The organism is Serratia sp. TSA_198.1 (assembly GCF_052686505.1).
The window spans coordinates 101,406-125,878 of record NZ_JBQZFP010000009.1; the positions used below are offsets into that span (position 1 = coordinate 101,406).

A 24,473-nucleotide genomic window follows, 5' to 3' on the forward strand; every position below is an offset into this window, starting at 1 on the left:
TGACGGAACGAGTGCAGTGAAAAGTCAGTTATCAATTAAGAAATCAAGGTATTGAGTTGCATTCATTTGAGCGGATTTGGGGCCTTTATACCTCCAAAGGTGAAAATTCACGTAACCATAACGGACAAGGCACAGGGATGCGATTTACCACTAAACTGTCTGCGCTGATCACCCTGCTTATTGCTCTGGCGATGTTTTTGATGCTGATGGGGTGCTCATACAGTTTCTTCTACGTGACTCAGGATCGTCTGGAGCGCCGCTTCGATTCGCTGGTGACGTCGCTCGATCAGTCAATGCTGCATGGTTCCCCCGATGAACAGCAACAATGGTTGCCGCTGGTGATGCGCCCGCTTGGTATCGTGGCCGTCAGCGTCGATAGCGGCCGCACCAATCTCTTCACTTATAAACTGCCGACTTTGAAGTTGCCCTGGGATTCGCTGAACGGCTACCGCCAGGTTTCCCGGTCGCTGCTGCAGCACCCAGGCAGTTCGCTCCATATTACCTATATCGATCCGTTCGTCAGCGATGTGCGCTCGCTGCAATCCACCGGGGCTGTGACCTTGTCGATTGTCGCGATGGTGGTGATTTTGTTGTTCAGCCTGCGCTGGTTGCGTGAGCAGGCCGAGGGGGAGGATCTGCTGGAGCGCCGTGCGCGCCGCATCCTTAACGGTGAACGAGAAAACGTGATGCAGGGCGATGTGCGCGAATGGCCGGCCAACGTCAGCGGTGCGCTTGATCGCCTGCTGGCGGATTTGGCGGAAGCGCGTGAAGAACGCAGCCGGGTCGATACGCTGATCCGCGCCTTTGCCGCACAGGACGCAAAAACCGGGCTGAACAACCGATTGTTTTTTGATAACCAACTGGCCACTCAATTGGAGGAGCAAGGCTCGCACGGCATTGTCATGATGGTGCGGTTACCCGATTTCGATACGCTGCGGGAAACCCACGGCAACACGGCGGTGCAGGAACTGATGTACTCGCTGGTCAATTTGCTGTCGACCTTTGTGATGCGCTATCCGGCGGCGCTGTTGGCGCGCTATTTCCACAGTGATTTCACCGTGCTGTTGCCGCACCGCACGTTGAAAGAGGCAGACGGCATCGCCGCGCAGTTGGTGAATGCCATTGACTCATTGCCTTCAACGGCGCTTATCGATCGCGAAGCGTTCTTGCATATCGGCATAGTGGCGTATCGCAGTGGGCAAACCCCGGAACAGGTGATTGATTACGCGGAGCAGGCAACGCGTCACGCCACGTTACAGGGGGAAAACGGCTGGTACGTTTACGACAGCCAGGTGCCCGAGAAAGGGCGCGGCAGTGTTAAATGGCGCACCCTGCTGGAACAGGTATTGGTACGGGGCGGCCCACGCCTGTATCAGAAACCGGCGGTAACGGTGGAAGGGGACGTTCATCACCGCGAGATCATGAGCCGGATTTATGATGGAACCCAAGAGTTGCTACCCTCGGAATATATGCCGCTGGTGCAGCAGTTGGGGCTGGCCGAAAGTTACGATCGTCAGCATATCAGCCGCATTCTTCCCTTGCTGGCGTTGTGGCCGGAAGAGACGCTGGCATTTACGCTGTGCGTCGATTCATTATTGCAGCGCAGTTTCCAGCGCTGGCTGCGCGATACCCTGCTACAGTGTGAAAAAAACCACCGTCGACGAATTCTGATTGAACTTGCGGAGGCAGACGTGTGTCAACATATCGACCGTTTGCGACCGGTGCTGAGATTGCTTTCAGGATTGGGGTGTCGTCTTGCCGTTTCTCAGGCGGGGTTAACCGTGGTCAGTGCCTCTTATATCAAGTCCTTACCGGTGGAGATCGTCAAACTCCACCCGGGTTTAGTGCGGGGGATTGATAAGCGTGATGAAAATCAGCTGTTCGTTCAGAGCCTGACCGGCGCCTGCGAAGGCACCCGTGCCAAGGTGTTTGCCGCCAGCGTGCGGACGAGCAACGAATGGCAGACGCTGAAAGAGCGCGGGATCCTTGGCGGACAAGGTGACTTTTTTGCGCCGCCGGAGCCGATAGACGTGGGGCGTAAAAAATATTCGCGTCGTTATCGCGTTTAACCTGAATGCCGGGCAAAAATTGACGTAGAATGAGCGCCAATTCATCCGGGCTATCTTATCTGTCATTTTGGGATTATCCCCAAACTGCCTGCGACAAGAACGCCTATTTGATATAGGCTCTTGTCAGTCCTTTTCTGTTGTACGTTGGTAGGTGCTTACCACCCGCGTCAATCAGGGAATATGTTAGATTTTATGAGCTGTGTTACGCCGTTTCGTACGCTGACAGGGTGGTAAACTGAGCCTTTGTTCAGGGAATTCAGGCCTCATCCAATTTCCGTGCATTCGAGCAGAAACAATACAGACTATTTTTCACCGAAGTAGAACGTTTTTGCGCCTTGTCGCTGCTTCGTGTGGTTGGTAAAGTAGGCGGATTTTATTTTCCGCCCCCAGCTTGCAGGATTATCCTTTAGTTATGTTTAAGAAATTTCGTGGCATGTTTTCCAATGACTTGTCCATCGACTTGGGTACCGCCAATACCCTGATTTATGTTAAAGGGCAAGGCATTGTACTGAACGAACCGTCGGTGGTTGCCATTCGCCAGGATCGTGCCGGTTCACCCAAGAGCGTTGCGGCCGTGGGTCATGCGGCAAAACAGATGCTGGGCCGTACGCCCGGCAATATCGCGGCTATTCGCCCGATGAAAGACGGCGTAATCGCCGACTTCTTCGTGACCGAAAAAATGCTGCAGCACTTTATCAAACAGGTTCACAGCAACAGCTTCATGCGGCCAAGCCCGCGCGTGTTGGTGTGTGTACCGGTTGGCGCAACTCAGGTTGAACGCCGCGCCATTCGCGAATCCGCCCAAGGGGCCGGTGCGCGTGAGGTGTTTCTGATTGAAGAACCGATGGCTGCCGCGATCGGTGCCGGCTTGCCGGTGTCTGAAGCGACCGGTTCCATGGTGGTTGATATCGGTGGCGGTACCACTGAAGTCGCGGTGATCTCACTGAACGGTGTGGTGTACTCATCTTCCGTACGTATCGGCGGCGATCGCTTCGACGAAGCCATCATTAATTATGTGCGCCGTAACTATGGCTCGCTGATTGGTGAAGCGACCGCCGAGCGTATCAAGCACGGCATCGGCTCAGCTTATCCGGGCGATGAAGTGCATGAAATTGAAGTTCGCGGCCGTAACCTGGCTGAGGGCGTGCCACGCGGCTTTACCCTGAACTCCAATGAAATCCTCGAAGCGCTGCAGGAGCCGTTGACCGGCATCGTCAGTGCGGTGATGGTGGCGCTGGAACAGTGTCCGCCGGAGCTGGCCTCCGACATTTCCGAACGCGGTATGGTGTTGACCGGCGGTGGTGCACTGCTGCGCAACCTGGATCGCCTGCTGATGGAAGAAACCGGGATCCCGGTTGTCGTGGCAGAAGATCCGCTGACCTGCGTAGCCCGCGGCGGCGGCAAGGCGTTGGAAATGATCGACATGCATGGCGGCGATTTGTTCAGCGAAGAATAGTCAGCCCCAGGAAAGAGGAACCGTATCGGATGACAGCGCAAAGCGGAAATCAGGTACGGTTCCTTTTTCTGTTGTCGAGGAACTCGCATAATTTATGAAGCCGATTTTTAGCAGGGGGCCTTCCCTGCAACTCCGACTTTTTTTGGCGGTGATTGCGGCCATTGGCCTGATCGTTGCCGATAGCCGTCTCGGTACGTTCGTGAAAATTCGCAACTACATGGACACGGCCGTCAGCCCTTTCTATTTTTTGGCCAATGGGCCACGTAAAGTTTTGGACGGCGTTTCAGAAACGCTGGCTACCCGCCAACAGCTGGAGCTGGAAAACCGAGCTCTGCGGCAGGAACTGCTGCTGAAAAACAGCGACACTCTTCTTCTTGGCCAATTCAAGCAGGAAAACGCCCGCTTGCGTGAGCTGCTAGGCTCGCCGCTGCGCCAGGATGAACACAAAATGGTCACCCAGGTGATCTCTACCGGTTCCGATCCTTATAGCGATCAGGTCGTGATCGACAAAGGTTCGGACAACGGCGTCTATGAAGGCCAGCCGGTGATCAGCGATAAAGGCGTAGTCGGCCAGGTGGTTGCGGTGGCGAAGTTCACCAGCCGCGTGCTGCTGATTTGCGACGCCTCGCACGCATTGCCGATTCAGGTGCTGCGCAACGATATCCGGGTGATTGCCGCAGGCAGCGGTTGCGCTGACGACTTGCAACTCGAGCACCTGCCGAACAATACCGATATCCGCGTGGGGGACGTGCTGGTCACTTCCGGCCTGGGCGGCCGCTTCCCGGAAGGTTATCCGGTAGCGGTGGTCTCCTCGGTTAAAGTGGATAACCAGCGTGCTTATACCGTGATCCAGGCGCGGCCAACCGCAGGCCTGCAACGCTTGCGCTACCTGCTGCTGCTGTGGGGTGCCGATCGCAATGGCGATATGCCGCTGCCACCGGACGAAGTTCACCGTGTCGCCAATGAACGCCTGATGCAGATGATGCCGCAGGTGCTGCCGCCGGCCGATGCCATGGGCCCGCAGCCCTCCCTGCCTGCTGCTGCAACCGGTGCCGCTGCGACGCAGACCGCCGCACCGGCTGCGGGAGCCACGCAATGAACCGCTACCGCAGCAACGGGCGCTGGGTAATCTGGCTGTCATTTTTGGTGGCGCTGGTGCTGCAAATCATGCCGTGGCCGGAGCAAATCTATATGTTCCGGCCGTCCTGGCTGGCTTTGATCCTGATTTACTGGGTGATGGCGCTGCCACACCGGGTGAATGTCGGCACCGGCTTTGTGCTGGGGCTGGTCATGGATCTGATCCTCGGCTCCACGCTGGGCGTACGCGCGCTGGCGTTGGGCATCATCGCCTATCTGGTGGCGTTCAAATTCCAGCTGTTCCGCAACATGGCGCTATGGCAACAGGCGCTGATCGTCGTACTGTTATCCTTGGCGATGGACGTTGTGGTGTTCTGGGCTGAGTTTTTAGTGATCAACGTCTCTTTCCGCCCAGAGGTGTTCTGGAGTAGTGTGGTTAACGGCATTCTGTGGCCGTGGTTGTTCCTGCTGATGCGCAAAATACGCCGTCAGTTCGCCGTACAATGAGGATATCAATGACTTCGCTTTATCTGGCCTCCGGCTCTCCGCGTCGACGTGAATTACTGACCCTGCTGGGCGTTCCGTTTGAAATTATCCTGACGGATACCGAAGAGCAGCGTCGGGAAGGGGAAGCCGCGGAAACTTACGTGCGCCGTCTGGCGCAGGACAAGGCCAAAGCGGGCGTGGCGCTGGCGCAGCAGAACTGGCCGGTGCTGGGCGCGGATACCATTGTGGTGCTCAACGGCCGGGTGTTGGAAAAACCGCGCGACGAAGCGCATGCGGCAGAAATGCTGGCGGTGCTCTCGGGCAAGCAACATCAGGTGATGACCGCAGTGGCGATCGCCGATAGCCAGGACGTTTTGTGCCAACTGGTGGTCACGGACGTGACGTTCCGCAACCTGTCACAACAGGATATCTGCGATTATATTGCAACGGGCGAGCCAATGGATAAAGCGGGCGCCTACGGAATTCAAGGAAAGGGTGGTTGTTTCGTCAGAACGATAACCGGGAGTTATCACGCGGTGATGGGCCTGCCGCTGGTCGAAACACATGAGCTGCTCAGTCATTTTGTCGCATTACGTGATGTAAGAACCGGTTGATGGGCGCTGCCATATCGACCGGCTCTGAGGAGAAGGCATGACAGCTGAGCTACTGGTTAATATCACACCGTCTGAAACGCGGGTTGCCTATATTGATGGCGGCATCCTGCAAGAGATCCACATCGAGCGCGAATCCAAACGCGGCATCGTCGGCAATATTTATAAAGGGCGCGTAAGCCGCGTCTTGCCGGGCATGCAGGCGGCATTCGTCGATATCGGCCTGGACAAGGCCGCCTTCCTGCACGCCTCCGATATCATGCCGCACACCGAATGCGTTGCCGGCGATGAGCAGAAGAATTTCCACGTGCGCGATATCGCCGAACTGGTGCGCCAGGGGCAGGATCTGATGGTGCAGGTGGTGAAAGATCCCCTTGGTACCAAAGGCGCGCGCCTGACCACCGACATAACCCTGCCTTCGCGTTATCTGGTGTTCATGCCGGGTGCGGCGCACGTTGGCGTCTCGCAGCGCATTGAAAGCGAAGCCGAACGCGAGCGGTTGAAAAAGGCCGTATCCGCCTACTGCGACGAGCTGGGGGGGTTTATCATCCGCACGGCGGCAGAAGGCATCGGCGAAGAAGAATTGTCGCAGGACGCCGCATTCCTCAAGCGCCTGTGGACCAAGGTCATGGAGCGCAAAAAGCGCAATCAGACCAAATACAAACTGTACGGCGAGCTGGCGTTGGCGCACCGTATTCTGCGCGATTTCGCCGGTGCGGCGTTGGACCGGATCCGCATTGATTCGCGCCAGACCCACGATCAACTGGTGGAATTTACCGGCGAATACATTCCGGACATCACCGACAAGCTGGAGTTGTACGCCGGCAAGCAACCGATCTTCGACCTGTACGATGTCGAAAACGAAGTTCAGCGGGCGCTGGAGCGCAAGGTGGAGCTGAAGTCCGGCGGTTACCTGATCATCGACCAGACCGAGGCGATGACCACCGTGGACATCAACACCGGCGCCTTTGTCGGCCACCGCAACCTCGACGAAACCATCTTCAATACCAATATCGAAGCGACGCAGGCCATTGCACGCCAGCTGCGGCTGCGCAACCTCGGCGGCATCATCATCATTGACTTCATCGACATGAACAATGACGAACATCGCCGCCGGGTGCTGCACTCGTTGGAGCAGGCGCTGAGTAAAGATCGGGTAAAAACCACGATCAACGGCTTCTCTCAGCTAGGCTTAGTGGAAATGACGCGTAAACGCACGCGAGAAAGCATTGAACATGTGCTGTGTCATGACTGTCCTACCTGTAATGGGCGCGGCACCGTGAAAACGGTGGAAACCGTCTGCTACGAAATTTTGCGTGAAATTGTTCGCGTACACCATGCTTACGATTCCGATCGTTTCCTGGTATATGCCTCTGCGGCGGTTGGCGAAGCGCTGAAAAGCGAAGAGTCACATGCGCTGGCGGAAGTGGAAATCTTTGTTGGCAAACAGGTTAAGGTGCAAATCGAACCCTTGTACAGCCAGGAACAGTTTGACGTTGTCATGATGTGATCGTTGGCCCTCGCCCCATACCTCTCCCTGAGGTAGGGTGAGGACGAACAGTCGAGATATTCCCGTTGCCAGGCAGCGGAAGCAAGGAGAACTGTGTGAGGCGACTGCCTGGGATTTTGTTAGCAACAGGCGCCACTCTGGTTGTTGTTGTGGCGTTACTGGTCAGCGGGCTGCGTCTGGCGCTGCCTGAACTGAACAAGTACCGCCCTCAGGTGCTGGAAAAAGTGGCAAGCCTCTCCGGCGTGCCTTTCCAGGTCGATTTCATGCAGGGGAGCTGGGAAACCTTCGGCCCACAGCTTGAAATGCGTAACGTGCGCGCCACGCTGCCCAAGAGCAATTTGCACATCGAACGCGTGACGCTGGCGCTGGATGTGTGGCAGTCGCTGCTGCACTGGCGCTGGCAGTTCCGCGATCTCACCTTTTATCAATTCCAGCTCGACATGAATACCACCCTGGGCGGTGATGATCGTAAGGGTAACACCATCGAGCCGGGTAAAATCAGCGATCTGATGCTGCATCAGCTCGATCATTTTGATCTGCGCGACAGCCGTATCTCTTTTCTCATGCCTTCCGGCGCGCGCGCCGAATTCGAAATCCCACAGCTCACCTGGCTCAATGGCCGCGATCGCCACCGCGCTGAAGGGCAGCTTAGCCTGTCCACGCTGAATGGCCAGCACGGCGTGGTACAGCTGCGCATGGATCTGCGTGATAACCAGGGGTTATTAAACACCGGTACGGTCTATATGCAGGCCGATAATATTGACATGAAACCGTGGTTTACCCGCTGGCTGCGCGCCAATACCGGCCTGGAGAGCGCGGATTTCAGCCTGGCGGCCTGGCTGCAGATCAAAAACGGCGAGATAGCCGGTGGCAATGTGCTGCTGAAACAAGGCGCGGCTAACTGGCGCGTGGGAACCGAACAGCACCGGCTGGATGTGGATAATCAGGCGCTGGCGCTCAGTCGCCAAGGCAACGGCTGGCAAGTTGACGTGCCGCAGCTCAGTTTGCAAACCGACGGCAAGACCTGGCCGAAGGGCTGGCTTTCAGCGCTGTGGCTGCCGGAAAATACCGAATTTATGGGGCCGGGGCAGAACGAAGAATTACGTGTCCGCGCTACCGATATTCAGCTTGAGCGGCTGTCGGCGCTGTTGCCCACGTTCTCATTCCTCAGCCCGGACGTACTGGAGCGTTGGAACGATTTGCAGCCGCAGGGAAAACTCGATGCGCTGGCGCTGGACATTCCGCTGAAACAGCCGGAAAAAACCCGTTTCCAGGCCCGCTGGCAGGATGTCAGCTGGCAGCACTGGAAACTGCTGCCGGGGGTTAATCACTTCTCCGGCGCGCTGAGTGGCGGCGTGGAGAATGGCCGCCTGCAGCTTGATCTCGACAACAGCACCTTACCTTACGGCGACATGTTCCGCGCCCCGTTGGAAATCAGCAGCGCGCGCGGTGCGCTGACCTGGCTTAACAACGACCAAGGCTGGGAGTTGGCCAGCAAGAACCTGGATGTGAAGGCCAAATCGCTGTGGGTTAACGGCGATTTCCGCTATCAGCAGCCGGCGAAAGGCGATCCCTGGCTGAGCATTTTGGCCGGTATTCGTTTGTATGACGGCGCAGATGCCTGGCGTTACTTCCCCGAACCGCTGATGGGCAAGCACCTGGTGGATTATCTTGGCGGTGCGATTCAGGGTGGGCAGGTGGATAACGCCACGCTGATTTACGCCGGCGATCCGCAACATTTCCCTTATCGCAAGAACGAAGGGCAGTTTGAAGTGTTTGTGCCGCTGCGTCATTCTACCTTCCAGTTCCAGCCGGGCTGGCCGGCGCTGACCGATCTGGCGATTGATCTCGACTTTGCCAACGAGGGGTTGTGGATGAATGCCCCGCAAACCAAATTGGGCAAGGTGGACGGCAAGAATATTACGGCGGTCATTCCGGACTATCTGAAAGAACGCTTGCTGATTGACGCCGAGGTGGCGGGCGAAGGCGCAGAGATCCATAACTATTTCAACCAGACCCCGTTGCATGATTCGCTCGGTTCCGCCTTGGATGAGCTGCAGATTGGCGGTAATGTCAGTGGGCGCTTACATCTCGATATCCCCTTGAACGGCGAGGATGTGCGTGCGCAGGGTGAGGTCGAGCTGAACAACAATTCACTGCTGGTTAAGCCGATTGAAAGCGAGCTGAAAAAGGTCAGCGGCAAATTCCGCTTTGATAATGGCAATCTGACAAGCGACACGCTGTCGGCTAACTGGTTCGGGCAGCCGGTGGCGGTGAATTTCACCACCCAAGAGGGCCAAAGTGACTATAAGGTCAATGTTGGCCTGAAAGCTGACTGGTTGCCGGCCAAATTCCCCGGCATACCGCAGGAAGCGAGTGACGCGCTGAGCGGTAGCGCGCCGTGGCAGAGCCAGGTTGCGATCGTCCTGCCACATCAGGGCGCGGCCAGCTATGACATTGGCCTCGATGCCGACCTCAGAAAAGTAAGCAGTCACTTACCGTCACCGCTGGATAAACCGGCGGGGGAGCCCTTGCCATTGAGCGTTAAGGTGAAGGGCGGCCTGAATGGCTTCATGCTGACCGGCAGCGCAGGCAAGCAGAACCGGTTCAACAGCGAATGGATCTTTGCCAAAAAGCAGGTGACGCTGGCGCGCGCCGCATGGCAAACCGACGCCGGCGCTACGCCGCCGTTGCCAGGTAGCCCCTCGTTGACGCTGAACCTGCCGCCGCTGGACGGTGAGAAATGGCTGGCGCTGTTGGCGCCTGCGATAAAACAAGGCGGTGGTTCAGGCCAGGTGGGCGGTTTTAATTTCCCGACCACAGTAGCGCTGAAAACGCCGCAATTGATGTTGGGCGGCCAGGCATGGCATAAGTTGCAACTGACGGCGGAAAAACAGCTTGGCGGCACGTTGGTCAGCGCCAAGGGCGATGAAGTCGACGGCAACCTGCGAATCGCGGATCGCGGGCCGTGGCGTGCTGACATCAACTACCTCTATTACAACCCGCAGTTCAGCACGGACAAGAACGGCCCGGCTGCGACCAACCCGTTGGCCGCTGCGGAGAAAGTCTCTTTCCGTGACTGGCCGTCGTTGATGTTGCGCTGCAAGTCGTGTTGGGTGATGGGCCAAAACCTCGGCAAGGTCGAAGCCGATCTGGTCAATCAAGGCGATACCCTGACGCTGGATCATGGGCTCATCGATACCGGCAAAGGGCGCATGACCGCCAGCGGCCTGTGGAAGCAAAACGCGCAGGAAGAGCGCAGCTCGCTGAAAGGCAAGCTGCTGGGCAGCAAGATCGACGAAACCGCCGCCTTCTTTGGTATCACCACCCCGCTGAAGGGGGCGCCTTACGATGTCGATTTCGACCTCTACTGGCGTGGCCAACCGTGGAAACCGCAGGTAGACACCCTCAGCGGCGCGTTGACGATTAAAATGGGCAAGGGCGAGATCGACAGCATCGGCGGCGGCCGTGCCGGCCAGTTGCTGCGTTTGGTGAGTTTCGACGCCCTGTTACGCAAGCTGCAGTTTGATTTCAGCGATACCTTCGGTAAAGGCTTCTACTTTGATTCCATCCGCAGCACCGCGTGGATGAAAGATGGCATAATGCATACCGACAATCTGTTGGTTGACGGGCTGGCGGCGGATATCGCCATGAACGGCCAAATCGATCTGGCGCGTCGGCAGATTGATATGGAAGCGGTGGTGGCGCCGGAGATATCAGCCACGGTCGGCGTGGCGACGGCGTTCGTGATCAATCCGATCGTCGGCGCGGCGGTGTTTGCCGCTTCTAAGGTACTGGCACCGTTGTGGAACAAGATCTCGCTGATTCGCTATCACATCAGCGGCAGCCTTGATCAGCCGAAAATTAACGAGGTGTTGCGCAAGCCAAAGGAGAATAAGGCGTCATGAGAAATGCTAACGTTGCGTTGTTACAGTTGTGCAGTGGCGATCGGGTGCGTGATAACCTGGCCCAGATCGAACAGCAGATTAAGCAGCTCAATGCCGGGGTAAAACTGGTCATGACACCGGAGAACGCGCTGTTGTTCGCCAACTCTGCCGCTTATCGCCAGCATGCGGAGCCGCAGGGTGATGGCCCGCTGCAGCAGGCGGTACGCGAGTTGGCGCGGCGCTATGGCATATGGTTGCTGGTCGGTTCGATGCCGTTGATCAGCCGCGAAAATCCTGCGTTGATCACCACCAGCAGCCTGCTGTTTGACGACCAGGGTGAAATCCGGGCGCGCTACGACAAGCTGCATATGTTCGACGTGGACATTAACGACTCCCACGGCCATTATCGGGAATCGGACACGTACCAGCATGGTCAGCAGTTGACCGTGGTGGATACGCCGGTCGGCCGGCTTGGCATGACGATATGTTACGATCTGCGCTTCCCGGCCCTGTATCAGGCGCTGCGCGCTCAGGGTGCAGAGCTGATTTCCGTGCCTGCCGCCTTTACCCGCGTAACCGGCGAGGCGCATTGGGAAATCCTGCTGCGCGCCAGGGCGATTGAAAATCAGTGCGTGATCCTGGCGCCTGCGCAGGTGGGCAGCCACGGCCCGACCCGCCGCACCTGGGGCCATTCACTGGCGGTGGACGGTTGGGGCAAGGTGCTGGCCGAAAACCCGGATGCGGTTTCGGCGTTAAAAGTGCGGGTCGATACGGCCGGCCTCAACACCCTTCGTGCGCAAATGCCGGTATTGCAACACAACAGATTCCAGACGTCGCTGACGGCGCCGTTTGAAAAAACCTCCTCCAATAAAGAGTGAAAAAATTATGAGCCTGACGTTTGTCAGTGAGCAGTTACTTGCTGCGAATAAGTTGAGCCACCAGGACCTGTTCTCTGTCTTGGGGCAACTGGCCGAACGCCGCCTCGATTACGCCGATCTCTATTTTCAGTCCAGCTACCACGAAGCCTGGGTGATTGAAGACAGCATCATCAAGGATGGTTCTTATAATATCGACCAGGGCGTTGGGGTACGCGCCGTCAGCGGCGAGAAAACCGGTTTCGCCTATGCCGATCAGATAACCCTGAACGCCCTGAATCAAAGCGCTCAGGCGGCGCGCAGCATCGTGCGCGACAGCGGTGACGGCCGGGTGCATACGCTCGGTGAAATCAGCCACAAGGCGCTGTATCCGTTGCTCGATCCGTTGCAAAGCCTGCCGCGCGAAGAGAAAATTGCCCTGCTGCACCGCGTTGACAAGGTTGCCCGTGCGGCCGACAAGCGGGTGCAGGAAGTGAGCGCCAGCATCACCGGCGTGTATGAACAAATCCTGGTGGCCGCGACCGACGGCACCCTGGCGGCGGACGTTCGCCCGCTGGTGCGTCTTTCCGTCAGCGTGCTGGTGGAAGAGGACGGCAAGCGTGAACGCGGCTCCAGCGGTGGCGGCGGCCGTTTCGGTTATGACTACTTCCTGGAAGTCGTCGATGGCGACGTCCGTGCCGACGCCTACGCCAAAGAGGCGGTGCGCATGGCGTTGATTAACCTTTCCGCCGTAGCGGCCCCGGCCGGCAATATGCCGGTAGTGCTGGGCGCCGGCTGGCCTGGCGTGCTGTTGCATGAAGCGGTAGGCCACGGCCTGGAAGGCGATTTCAACCGTCGCGGCACTTCGGTATTCAGCGGCCAGATGGGCCAACTGGTGGCTTCCGAGCTTTGCACCGTGGTGGATGACGGCACCTTGCAGGGGCGCCGCGGTTCGCTGGCCATCGATGATGAAGGCGTGCCGGGCCAGTACAATGTGCTGATCGAAAACGGCATCCTGAAAGGCTACATGCAAGACAAGCTTAATGCGCGTCTGATGGGCGTTGCGCCGACCGGCAACGGCCGCCGCGAGTCCTATGCGCATCTGCCGATGCCACGCATGACCAACACTTACATGCTGGCGGGCAAGTCCACGCCGGAAGAGATCATCGCCAGCGTGGAGTACGGCCTGTATGCGCCGAACTTTGGTGGCGGCCAGGTGGACATCACCTCCGGCAAGTTCGTGTTCTCCACCACCGAAGCCTATCTGATCGAAAAAGGCCGCATCACCAAGCCGGTGAAGGGCGCGACGCTGATCGGCTCCGGCATTGAGGCGATGCAGCAGATTTCGATGGTCGGCAACGATCTGGCGCTGGATAAAGGCGTGGGCGTTTGCGGCAAAGAAGGGCAAAGCCTGCCGGTGGGCGTCGGCCAGCCGACCCTGAAGCTGGATATGCTGACCGTTGGCGGTACCGCCTAGTCCTTTTCCGGGGCCGGTTCACGGCCCCAAGAAATTCGTTTTTTGCGGCGCTTATCGCATTAGCCATAATTAAGACGGATTCGCTGCTTTTTCCGATTAGAGAAAACCAATAAGCCATTTTTAAGTGTAAAAACTGATCTTATGGAGTTTTTGTTTAAGATTTTTCTTGTTTGGTTAGTCTACCTAATGGTTTACCCATAATTTATGCCTTGTTACCCGCCGCGCGTAGCCTTTAGAATGCCGAAAAATCATACGGATGGCCTTCTGAATGGATTCAGTAACTCGGCGGCTCTCAGCTGCTTTACTCTGCATTTTCTTTTCCTCCACTGCCGGCGCTAGCCTGCTTAGCCCGGCGGATCGCGACAGTATTCAACAGCAGCAGCGTGGCTTGCTTGAGCAAAATCAGCAGCAGCGGCAGGAGCTGCAACGCAGCCTGACGCCGACGTTGCCCGCGCCTGCAGAATCAAACGCCAGTTCTGGAGGACCCTGCTTCACCATCACCACCCTTCGGCTGGAAGGAGCGGATCATCTGCCGGCCGGCGCGCGGCAGGAGCTAACCCAAGCCTACCTGCAAAGCTGCCTGAATCTGGGCCAAATCCAAACGCTGGTACAGAAGATCTCCGATTGGTATATCAGCCGTGGCTATATCACCAGCCGCGCATTCCTGACCGAGCAGGATTTGTCGCGTGGCGAGCTACGGTTGCTGGTGCTGGAAGGCAAGCTGGAAAAGATCCTGCTGGAACAGCGCGACGATCGCATGCTGAAAATGGCTTTCCCCGGCCTGCAGGGCAATCTTCTCAATCTGCGGGATATCGAACAGGGCATGGAGCAGATCAATCGCCTGCGGCAGCAGCCGGTGCAGATTGAAATTCTGCCTGGCGGCAAACCGGGTTATTCGGTGGTCAATTTGAGTGCCAAACCCGAGTTCCCGCTGATGCTGGGGTTGGGGTTTGATAATAGCGGTCAGAAGAGCACCGGCACCGGTCAAATCAACGGCTCGCTGACCGGCAATAATCTGTTGGGCGTGGCGGACCAGTGGTTTGTTTCCGGCGCACGCAGCAGCGATTTCGCCAAGGATCACAATGCACGCAGTGTGCAGGCTGGCGTCAGCCTACCTTATGGCTATTGGCTGCTGGATTATAACTATGCCTACAGCGACTACCTGACCACTATCAATAATCAGGGCTTTGACTGGCGATCCAGCGGCGACAGCCAGACTCATCGATTGAGTTTGTCGCGGGTACTGTTTCGCGACGGTGAAATGAAAACCGGCCTGTCTCTGGGGCTGACGCACCGCATTAACCATAACGCTCTCAACGATACCCGGCTGGAAAGCAGCAGCCGCAAGCTGACCAGCGTTACGCTGGGGCTCAGCCATAGCCAGAAATTGCTGGGTGGCTTTGCCACGTTAAACCCGGCTTACAGCCGCGGCGTGCCCTGGCTGGGGGCCGAAGACGACAGCGGCAAAATCAAGGAAGCGCCACGCGCCGAGTTCCACAAGCTTTCGCTCTCCGGCAGTTACTACCTGCCGTTGACGCAAGACTGGACTTACCTCACCAGCCTGTACGGCCAGTGGACACCCCAACGTTTGTACGGCAGCGAGCGCCTGACTATCGGCGGCGAGAGCTCGGTGCGCGGCTTCAAAGAGCAGTATCTTTCCGGCGACCAGGGCGGCTACTGGCGCAATGAAGTTAACCGGTCGCTGGTGACGCTGCCGTATCTGGGCAGTATCAACGCCCTGGCCGCGCTGGACGGCGGCTGGCTGCATCACGACGCGCTGGACGCCAACGCTTCCGGCACGCTGTGGGGCGGCGCCATCGGGCTGGGCAGCCGTAACCGCCATTTCGGCAGCCAACTGACCGTCGGCTGGCCGCTGGCTTACCCTGACTGGCTGAAGCCGGATCGGGTTTCGGTGTATTACCGGGTCAATATCGTACTTTAACGTTAACGTACAGGAAGGTTTCAGGGATGAAACATAAAAACAATCAATCGCTTAATGCCTGTCAGCGCCTGCTGAGCTATACCCTGTGCGGCCTGCTGGCTGGCCAGCCGCTGTTGCCTGTTTTTGCCGCCGGCGTTAACGTCGCCGAAGGCAATACCCACGTCGATCAGGCCGCCAATGGCGTGCCGGTGGTCAATATCGCCACGCCGAACCAGGCCGGTATTTCTCATAATAAATACGACGATTTCAACGTCGGCAAAGAAGGTCTGATCCTCAATAACGCTACCGGTCAGCTCAACCAGAGCCAACTGGGCGGGCTGATCCAGAATAACCCCAACCTGCAGGTCGGCAAGGCAGCGCAGGGCATCATTAACGAAGTGGTGGCGCCCAATCCTTCGCAACTGCAAGGCTACCTGGAAGTGGCGGGCAAGCAGGCCAGCGTGATGGTGGCCAACCCCTATGGCATCACCTGCGACGGCTGCGGTTTTATCAATACCCCCAATGTGACGTTGACCACCGGCAAACCGGTACTGGATGCCGACGGCAAGCTGCAGGCGCTGGAGGTGACTCAGGGGGCGATCACCGTTCAGGGCAAAGGGCTGGACGCCAGCCAGAGCGATAAATTCGCCCTGATCGCCCGCGCCACCGAGATCAACGCAAAACTGCATGCCAAAGACGCCCGCGTCACGCTCGGTGCCAACCGGGTAGACGCCGCAGGCAACGCCACGCCGATAGCCGGCCACGGCGCCGCACCCAGGGTGGCCATCGATACCGGCGCGCTCGGCGGCATGTATGCCAACCGCATCCATCTGGTGTCCAGCGAACAGGGCGTGGGGGTTAACCTCGGCAACCTTAACGCCCGCGAGGGGGATATCAACCTCGACGCCAGGGGCAAGCTGACGCTGCACAATTCGTTGGCGCAGGGCGCGTTGAGCGCGAATGCGGCCGACATGGCGCTGAGCGGCAGCCACCAGTCCGGGCAGGCGATGAGCCTGAACGGCGGCGGCGATATCGCGCTGGATCAGGCCACGCTGAGCGCGGCAGGCGATATGACGCTTAACGCTGCCGGCAAACTGCAGGCCGACGGCAGCACGCTGCTGGCCGGTGCCGATAAGCAACAACGGGCCACCGCCGCGCAAACGCTGAAAGTGAACGCCGGGGAGCAGCAATGGAATAACAGCCGCCTCACGGCCGGGGCGATAACGGCGCAGGCGCAACGTGGCCTGCAACTGGACGACGCGTCTACGTTGGCCGGGTTGAAGCAGGTAGATCTGCAGGCCGGAGCACTGATGCTGGGGGGCAACGCTGCGTCGGGCGGCGATCTGCACCTCTCGGCAGACAGCCTTACCGGCGGTGTGGCCAGCCGGGTGACCGCTGAAGGCGATATCGGGCTGACGCTCAGCGGCGATGGCGACTGGCAGGGAACATTGACGGCCGGGCGTGACCTGCAACTGCAAGCTAACAAGTTAAATAACCATGGCCAACTGGCTGCCAATCGCGACAGCCGGGTTCAGGCACAGCAACTGACCAACACCGGATTGATGCAGGCGCAGGGGGTGCAGAACCTGACCGGTAGGCAGTTGGATAACAGCGGCAAACTGCAGGCGGGCGGTACGCTGACGATCAACGCCGATGGCGTGAACAATCAGGGGCTGATCGGTTCTCAACAACGGCTGGATTTGACGGTGAAAAACGGCCTGAACCTGGACGGGGCGCTGTATGCCGACGGCCCACTGAGGGTGCAGGCGGGCGAGTTTTTACTGGCCGGCAGCGCTACCGGCAAACAGGGCGTCGCATTTCATGGCGGCGCGCTGAAAACCGCGCAGGGTTCTTCGCTACTCAGTGATGGCGACATCGCGCTCCAGGCGGATGAGGTGTGGCTCGGCGGGCTGCTTTCTGCGGAGCGCGAGCTGACGATCGACAGCCAACGGCTGATTGCCGCTGCGAGCGGACAAACCCAGGCCAAACAGGGTATGTCTCTGACAGTCGCCGAGGGGGCGCAACTTGCCGGAGTGTTCAGCACGCTGGGGGATCTGAAGGTCAGCGGCTCTACGGTGGACAATACCGGGGAGATCGGTGCGCGCAACCTCGACTGGCGCGGGAATTATTTGAGCCAGCGCGGGCAATTACACGCCAGTGAGCAATTGACGCTGGCCGTAAATCGTCTTGACCAGCAGGGTGAATTGCTGGCCGGCAAGCAACTGACCCTGCGCGGCGAACGGCTGGCCAACAACGGATCAATAGGTGCTGCGGCGCTGGATTTGGCCTTCACGCAGTCGGTAGACAACCTGGGCGAGCTGGTGGCGAACAACGTGCTGACGCTGGCCACTCCGGTGCTGAATAACGCCGGACGGCTTGCGGCGAACGACGTTGCAATCAACACGGGCGATTTGGACAACGGTGGGTTGTTGCAGGCCAAAGGCAAGGCGGATGTCACCGCCAATGAGCTGAAGAACCGCCTATCGGGCAGGATCCTGGCCGGCGGTGCGCTGGCGCTGCAAGCTGGGCAACTGAACAACGCCGGCAAGCTGCAGGGGCAGGCTATTGATATTACCGCGCAACGCTGGGACAACGCCGGCAGCGCGCTGGGAATTGACGGGCTGACCGCGCGGGGCGGCCAACTGGATAACCAGGGGCAGATATTGAGCCGCGGGGCGTTGGCGTTGAACGGCGACAGGCTGGACAACCGCGGTAAGGTCTTGGCGGAAGGTGCGCTGCGGCTGAAGGCCGACAGCATCGATAACCGTGGGGAAGTTCAGGGCGACAGTGCGCAGATCGAAGCCGACGCGTTGAACAACAGCGGCAACCTGATCGGCGTGAAAAAGCTGGCGCTGCAACTGCAACAGGATCTGCATAACCTTGCCGCTGGCCAGTTGCTGAGCGGCGGCGAACTCAACGTCGCGGCTGCAGCGGTCAATAACGCCGGGCTCTGGCAGGGCGATCGCATTCTGCTGTCGGCGCGGCAGCTGGATCATACCGGTACCTTGCAGGCGCAACAGTTGATCCGCGTGGATCTGAGCGGCGATCTCAACGCCGGTGCGGGCAGCAAAATCGTCTCTAATGGCGAAGCGGCGCTGACGGCGCTGGCGTTGAACAATCAGGGCAGCTGGCAGGCCGCCGCATTGCGCCTGAAAGGCGATAACCTGAATAACGGCGGCGCGCTGGCCGGCGTTAACCGGCTCGATGCCGAGATCGCCGGTGCAGCAGTGCAGCAGGCCTCGGGACAGATGCTGAGCGACGGCGAACTGCGGTTGAATGCGGAACGCATCGAGAATCCGGGTCTGATGCAGGCGGGGGATCTGCGGCTCACAGCAACGCAATTGAACAACGGCGGCAGGCTGCTGGGGAAAAACAGCCTTAACGCAGAGCTGAGTGGGGTGTTCAATAACCTGGCCGGCGGCAACGTGCGCAGCCAAAATGCGCTGCAACTGACGGCGGCGGAGCTGAACAACGGCGGTGAGATACAGAGCGATGGCCGCAGCGCACTGCGGCTGGATCGCCAGTTGATCAACCCGGGCAAACTGATCGTCGGCGGCGCCTTGGATCTGCGGGCGCCAACGCTGAATAACGCTGGCTGGCTGCAGGCGGGTAGCCTGATCTTCAACGGCTCGCAGCTTGATAACAGCGGTACACTGCTCGCCGCCGGCGATAACCAACTGACGTTTAACAAGCTGAACAATCAGGGGACGCTGCAAGGCGGCAATCTGCAACTGAAGGCGAACAGCCTGGAGAATGCCGGTACGCTGCTGGCGACGCGCCAGATGGCGATCGAGGCGCGGCAGATGGATAACCGACAGAGCGGCAAGCTGTTCAGCGCCGGTGATGCGGTGCTGGCAGGCAGCCTGTTGAATCAGTACGGTCAACTGGTGGCGTTGGGCAATATCGCGCTGACGCTGAAAGAGGCCTTTACTCAGCAAGGTACTCTGGCGGCGGGCAATGCGCTGAGCCTTGAAGCCGACGGCGATATTCTGCTGCAAGGGACCACTCAGGGGCAAAGCCTGAACCTGCGCAGCCATGGATTGCTGACTAACGCCGGCACAGTACGCGGCGGTGGCGGAGAGGTGCGTATCGAGGCTGAGAGCATCAAACAAAACGAGGGCGCCAGCCTGCAATCGGGTGGGCGAGTACAACTGCTCAGCCGCAGCGACATTACCAACAAGGGTTTTATCGGTACCGCCGGCGATCTGCTGCTGATTGCCGCCAATCAGCTGTTTAACAGCGGCATGCTGTACGGTGGCGGCAATATGCAACTGCTGGCGGATCGCATCGTCAATCAGCGCGGCGATATTCTGGCGGGCAATAGCCTGTGGATGCAGAAAGATGCCGACGGCAATGCCAACAGCGAGATCGTCAATACTTCCGGCACTGTCGAGACCGAAAACGGCGATATCCAGATCAAAACCGCGCACCTGCTTAACCAACGTGATGGGTGGGCGGTTAATAAGGAACAACAGACAGCAATCAGGGATCCGCTGTGGAATGGTCAGCCTCTGGTCGGTATGAAACTGGGGGATTTGCCTGAGAGCGAATTGGGTTATTACATCGAAACCGTGCGCACCGGCGGCAGCATGGGGCATGGCAATGGTTCCGTTGATGATTACTATTATCTGGCACCGAAAGCCGCTGCCGTCGATAAAAAGATCCTGGTTGAATCCTCCAGAGTGACCGTCACCGCGAGCGGTGGCGCTGGGCGCATTGCGGCAGGCAAGAATATTGTCGGCAATATCACCCGTTTCGATAATATTGCCAGCGATATGTTGGCTGGCGGCAATATCTCACTGGCTGGTGCCACGTTGAACAATGAGAGCACACAAGCAGGCCGCCAGAATAAGTATCTGAATTACCGTTATGACGGAGAAGTTGCACAATATGATTTCGACAAACACCATTCTCTGGCTGACTTCAAAAAGAGCGGTGGTTATATCCGCGATAACGTCAATACCTCCATTCAGTACCGTTTAACCGGCCAGCCGGAGTACGAGAACGAAGATACGGTTCTTTACCGTTCGGTCATTCAGGCTGGCGGTGCGGTTAACGCCAGCTTTACCGACACGATCAGCAACACGGCGGTAACGCCGAATGCCGGCAGCCTGAGCCATACGATCGACCGGCCGACGCTCGACAGCCTGCAACAACCGAATGCCATCGACGGCGTGCAACAGCAAGGGCTGGCGGGCGATCAGGGTATCGCCGTCGGCAGCCCGGCATGGCGCGACAGTCTGCAGAGTGCATTGGGTTCGCTCGGCAACAACGCCGCCGAACTGGCGGACTACCCGTTGCCGAATGGCGGCAATGGCCGCTTTGTCCCGACCGAGGATCCGAACAGCCCGTACCTGATCACCACCAACCCCAAACTGGATGGTCTGGGGCAACTGGACAGCGGCCTGTTCAACGATTTGTACGCCATGCTGGGCCAGCAGCCCGGCGCTGCGCCGCGTGAGAATGACAGCCGCTTCACTAACGAAACGCAGTTTATCGGTTCGGCCTATTTCCTCGATCGTCTCAAACTGAATCCGGACTACGACTACCGCTTCCTTGGCGATGCGGCGTTCGATACCCGTTATATCAGCAACGCCCTGCTGACTCAGACCGGCAAGCGTTATATCAACGGCGTCGGCTCCGATTTGCAGCAGATGCAACAGCTTATCGATAATGCCGCCCAGGCGCAGAGCGGCCTGAATTTGCAGCTCGGGATCAGCCTGACGCCGCAGCAGGTGGCGCAGCTGGACAGCAGCATCGTCTGGTGGGAGAAGGTGACGGTCAATGGCCAAACGGTGCTGGCACCGAAGCTGTACCTGGCCAAAAAAGACCTGGCACCGCTCAGTGGCAGTGTGATTGCAGGCAACCGCGTTAATCTGAACGCCGGTAGCATCGGCAACGACGGCAGTACGTTGCAGGGCGGCGAACGGCTGAGCGCGACCAGCCAGAGCGGCATCAGCAATATCAATCGCGGGCTGATGGACGCCGCGGGCGAGCTGCAACTCACCGCCATCGGCGACATCAACAATATCGGTTCCACCCTCAGCGGCCGGCAGATGGCGCTGGAAAGCCTCGACGGCAGCATCATCAACAAAACCCAGACCCGCCAATGGGATGCCAAAGGTTCTCTGGGCGGCGAGTCCCTGACCCTGTCGCGCACTGAAATCGGCGATATCGCCGCCATCAGCGCCGAAGACGGGTTGAGCATGCAGGCCGGGCGGAACATCGACATCACCGGCGCGAAAGTGGCCTCCGGCGGCGGGATGAGCCTGCAAGCGGGTGGCGACGTTAACCTGATTGCCAACAACACCTATACCGCCGACAGCGCGGATGGCGGCCGCTGGGGGGGCGGGCTTAAAGAAAGCGAAGCGCGCGGCAGCCAGGCCAGTGAGATCAGCGCAGGCGGAGCGCTGGGCGTGAAAGCCGGGCAGGATCTGAACCTGGCAGCCAGCCAGATTGGCAGCAAGGGGGATGCCGCATTGAGCGCAGGCCGCGACATCAATCTGCACACCGTCGAACAGAGCCAACGCCAGAAAACCGACGGCAACGAGCGCATCAGCAGTGGCGCTACCCGCAGCGCCCTCAGCAGCGGCGGCGATTTGCAATTGCAGGCCGGGCGTGACCTGAACTCGCAGGCGGCGGCGATAGTGTCGGATAACCATGTCGGGTTGAGCGCCGGGCGTGACCTTAACCTCAACGCGCAGCAAAGTCGGGAGTATCAGGCGAGCCAGGGTGGCGGCAAGCAGCAGGTGAACGACTCTTTCCGCCAACAAGGCACTGACATCGCCAGCGGCGGCGATACGCACATGCAGGCCGGACGCGACGCGACCCTCAACGCCGCACAGGTGCAAGCAGGCGGCGATGTCTCGGTCAACGCCGGGCGCGATATCGCGCTCAACAGCGCCACCGAAAGTGACTACAGCTTCTTCGAGGAGACCAAAACCAAGAAAGGCTTGCTGTCCAAAACCACCACCCATACGGTGAAAGAGGACTATGCCACCCGCGAGAAGGGCAGCTTGCTGAGCGGCAATAACCTCTCGCTCAACGCCGGCAATGACCTGAAGGTGCAGGGCTCGACGGTAGTAGGCGACGGCAAAGTCAGCCTGCAGGCGGGCAATAACGTCGAGATCGTGGCGGCCACCGAAGAACAGTCGAGTTACCGGCTGAACGAGAAGAAAACCAGCGGCATGTTCAGCGGTGGCGGCATCGGCGTAACCTTCGGCAGCACCTCGTCGCGCCACCAGTTGAACGAAGACGGCACCACTCAAAGCCAGAGCGTCAGCACCATTGGCTCGACCGGCGGCGACGTGAATATCATCGCAGGCGGCAAGGCGCATATCGGCGGCGCGGATGTGATTGCGGATAAGAATCTGTCGGTGACGGGAGATAGTGTCCAAATCGATCCGGGTCAGGATATTCGCCGCCGTGATGAAACCTTCGAGCAAAAGCAGAGCGGTTTGAGCCTTGCTTTGTCCGGCACGGTAGGCAGTGCGGTTAACAGCGCGGTGACGACTGCCCAGCAGGCGAAGAAGGAAACCGATGGTCGACTGGCGGCGTTGCAGGGGACCAAAGCGGCCTTGTCCGGCGTACAGGCATTGCAGGCGGGGCAACTGGCCGAAGCCGGGAATACCGATACCCAAGAGGGCAGCATGGTGGGCGTCAGCGTTTCGCTTGGCGCGCAGAAATCGTCGTCAAAACAGCATCAGGAGCAAACCAGCGTCACCGGTTCAACGCTCAGTGCGGGCAATAATCTGCAGGTGGCCGCTACCGGGAAAGGGAGCAGCACCAACAGCGGCGATATCGCGATAGTCGGCAGCCAACTGAAGGCCGGTGGAGACACAACGCTGAGCGCTGAGCGCGATTTGCTGCTGCTGGGCGCTGCCAACACGCAGAAAACGGAGGGCAGCAACAAGGGCAGCGGGGGGAATGTCGGTATCAGCATCGGAGTCGGCCGGCAAACCGGGCTGAGCGTATTTGCCAATGCCAACAAGAGCCAGGGCAGTGAGCACGGCGACGGCACCTTCTGGAGCGAAGCAACGGTCGACAGTGGCGGCACCTTATCCATGCGCAGCGGCCGGGATACGACATTGGCAGGGGCGCAGGCCAGCGGTGAAACGGTGAAGGTGGACGCAGGACGCAATCTGACCTTGCAGAGCCAACAAGACAGCGACAATTATGACGCGAAACAGACCAGCGTCAGCGGTGGTGTCAGCGTAGCAATCATTGGCGGCGGCGGTTCCGCCAACCTGAGCATGAGCCGTGACAAACTGCACAGTAATTACGACAGCGTACAGGAGCAGAGCGGGCTGTTTGCCGGCAAGGGCGGCTATGATGTTAAGGTAGGCAAGCATACGCAATTGGACGGCGCGGTGATTGCCAGTACCGCCCCAGCGGATAAAAACCGCCTTGATACCGGTACGCTCGGCTTCAGCGATATCCATAACCAGGCGGACTTTAAGGCCGAGCATCAGGGCGGCAGTCTCAGCAGTGGTGGCCCGGTGGGCTCGGACTTGCTGACCAACCTTGCGGGCGTAGCACTCTCCGGTGCAGGTAATAAGGGGCACGCAGAAGGCACCACGCAGGCGGCGGTGTCGGGCGGTAGCGTGGTCATTCGGGACACGGCGAATCAGCAGCAGGATGTCAATCAACTGAGCCGGGATACCGATAACGCCAACGGCAGCATCGGGCCAATCTTCGACAAGGAGAAAGAGCAGACCCGACTGAAGCAGGCGCAGCTTATCGGCGAGATAGGCGGGCAGGCGATGGATGTTATCCGCACGCAGGGCGACATCAATGGGTTGCAGACGGCGAAAGCGAAGTATCCGGGGCTGGATGCGAAAGCGTTGCGCGAAACGCCGGAATACAAAGCGGAGATGCAGAAATACGGTACCGGCAGCGACCTGCAGAAGGCGGCACAGGCGGTGACCGGGGCGCTGCAAGGGTTGGCGGGCAATAATCTGGCGGGTGCGTTGGCGGGCGGTGCCGCGCCGTATCTGGCGACGGAAATCAAGACGCGGGTCGGTGAAGCGAACCCGGCAGCCAACGCGATGGCGCATGCGGTGCTGGGTGCGATAACGGCGGAGCTGAATCACCAGTCGGGTGTCGCCGGTGCAGTGGGGGCCGGC

At 59.0% G+C, this 24,473-nt stretch carries 11 protein-coding genes; all 11 read left to right on the forward strand.

What is annotated here, in order from left to right:
• Positions 1-137 precede the first annotated feature (137 nt).
• On the forward strand, positions 138-2,069 hold the full coding sequence (gene csrD, locus ACUTSW_RS23775) for an RNase E specificity factor CsrD (protein WP_445585500.1): 1,932 nt from the start codon (positions 138-140) through the stop codon (positions 2,067-2,069).
• 412 nt (positions 2,070-2,481) lie between these two features.
• Positions 2,482-3,525 carry a rod shape-determining protein MreB gene (gene mreB / locus ACUTSW_RS23780; RefSeq protein ID WP_004948655.1) on the forward strand — a complete coding sequence of 348 codons (1,044 nt, stop codon included), beginning with the start codon at positions 2,482-2,484 and terminating at the stop codon, positions 3,523-3,525.
• Positions 3,526-3,619: 94 nt separating this feature from the next.
• Positions 3,620-4,624, forward strand: a complete 1,005-nt coding sequence (gene mreC / locus ACUTSW_RS23785) for a rod shape-determining protein MreC (protein WP_445585501.1) — start codon at positions 3,620-3,622, stop codon at positions 4,622-4,624.
• Positions 4,621-5,109: a rod shape-determining protein MreD gene (gene mreD / locus ACUTSW_RS23790; RefSeq protein ID WP_004948651.1), complete on the forward strand. Its 489-nt coding sequence runs from the start codon at positions 4,621-4,623 to the stop codon at positions 5,107-5,109. The genes mreC and mreD overlap by 4 nt, the downstream gene beginning before the upstream one ends.
• A gap of 8 nt (positions 5,110-5,117) precedes the next feature.
• Positions 5,118-5,702 carry a Maf family protein gene (locus ACUTSW_RS23795; RefSeq protein WP_004948648.1) on the forward strand — a complete coding sequence of 195 codons (585 nt, stop codon included), beginning with the start codon at positions 5,118-5,120 and terminating at the stop codon, positions 5,700-5,702.
• 37 nt (positions 5,703-5,739) lie between these two features.
• The gene (gene rng / locus ACUTSW_RS23800) at positions 5,740-7,209 is read left to right on the forward strand and encodes a ribonuclease G (protein WP_062868848.1); all 1,470 of its coding nucleotides are present in this window, start codon (positions 5,740-5,742) and stop codon (positions 7,207-7,209) included.
• A gap of 95 nt (positions 7,210-7,304) precedes the next feature.
• Complete coding sequence (gene yhdP, locus ACUTSW_RS23805; protein WP_445585502.1) at positions 7,305-11,117, forward strand: AsmA2 domain-containing protein YhdP; 3,813 nt, start codon at positions 7,305-7,307, stop codon at positions 11,115-11,117.
• Entirely contained in the window at positions 11,114-11,974 is an 861-nt protein-coding gene (gene nit1, locus ACUTSW_RS23810; protein ID WP_445585503.1) for a deaminated glutathione amidase, read from the forward strand. The genes yhdP and nit1 overlap by 4 nt, the downstream gene beginning before the upstream one ends.
• 7 nt (positions 11,975-11,981) lie before the next feature.
• Positions 11,982-13,427, forward strand: coding sequence for a metalloprotease TldD (tldD, locus tag ACUTSW_RS23815; RefSeq protein ID WP_004948634.1), 1,446 nt, complete (start codon positions 11,982-11,984; stop codon positions 13,425-13,427).
• 268 nt (positions 13,428-13,695) lie between these two features.
• Positions 13,696-15,369 (forward strand): ShlB/FhaC/HecB family hemolysin secretion/activation protein, encoded by a 1,674-nt coding sequence (locus tag ACUTSW_RS23820; protein WP_445585504.1) that lies wholly within the window; start codon positions 13,696-13,698, stop codon positions 15,367-15,369.
• Positions 15,370-15,395: 26 nt separating this feature from the next.
• On the forward strand, positions 15,396-24,473 hold a 9,078-nt coding region (locus tag ACUTSW_RS23825; protein ID WP_445585505.1), incomplete at its 3' end, for a hemagglutinin repeat-containing protein.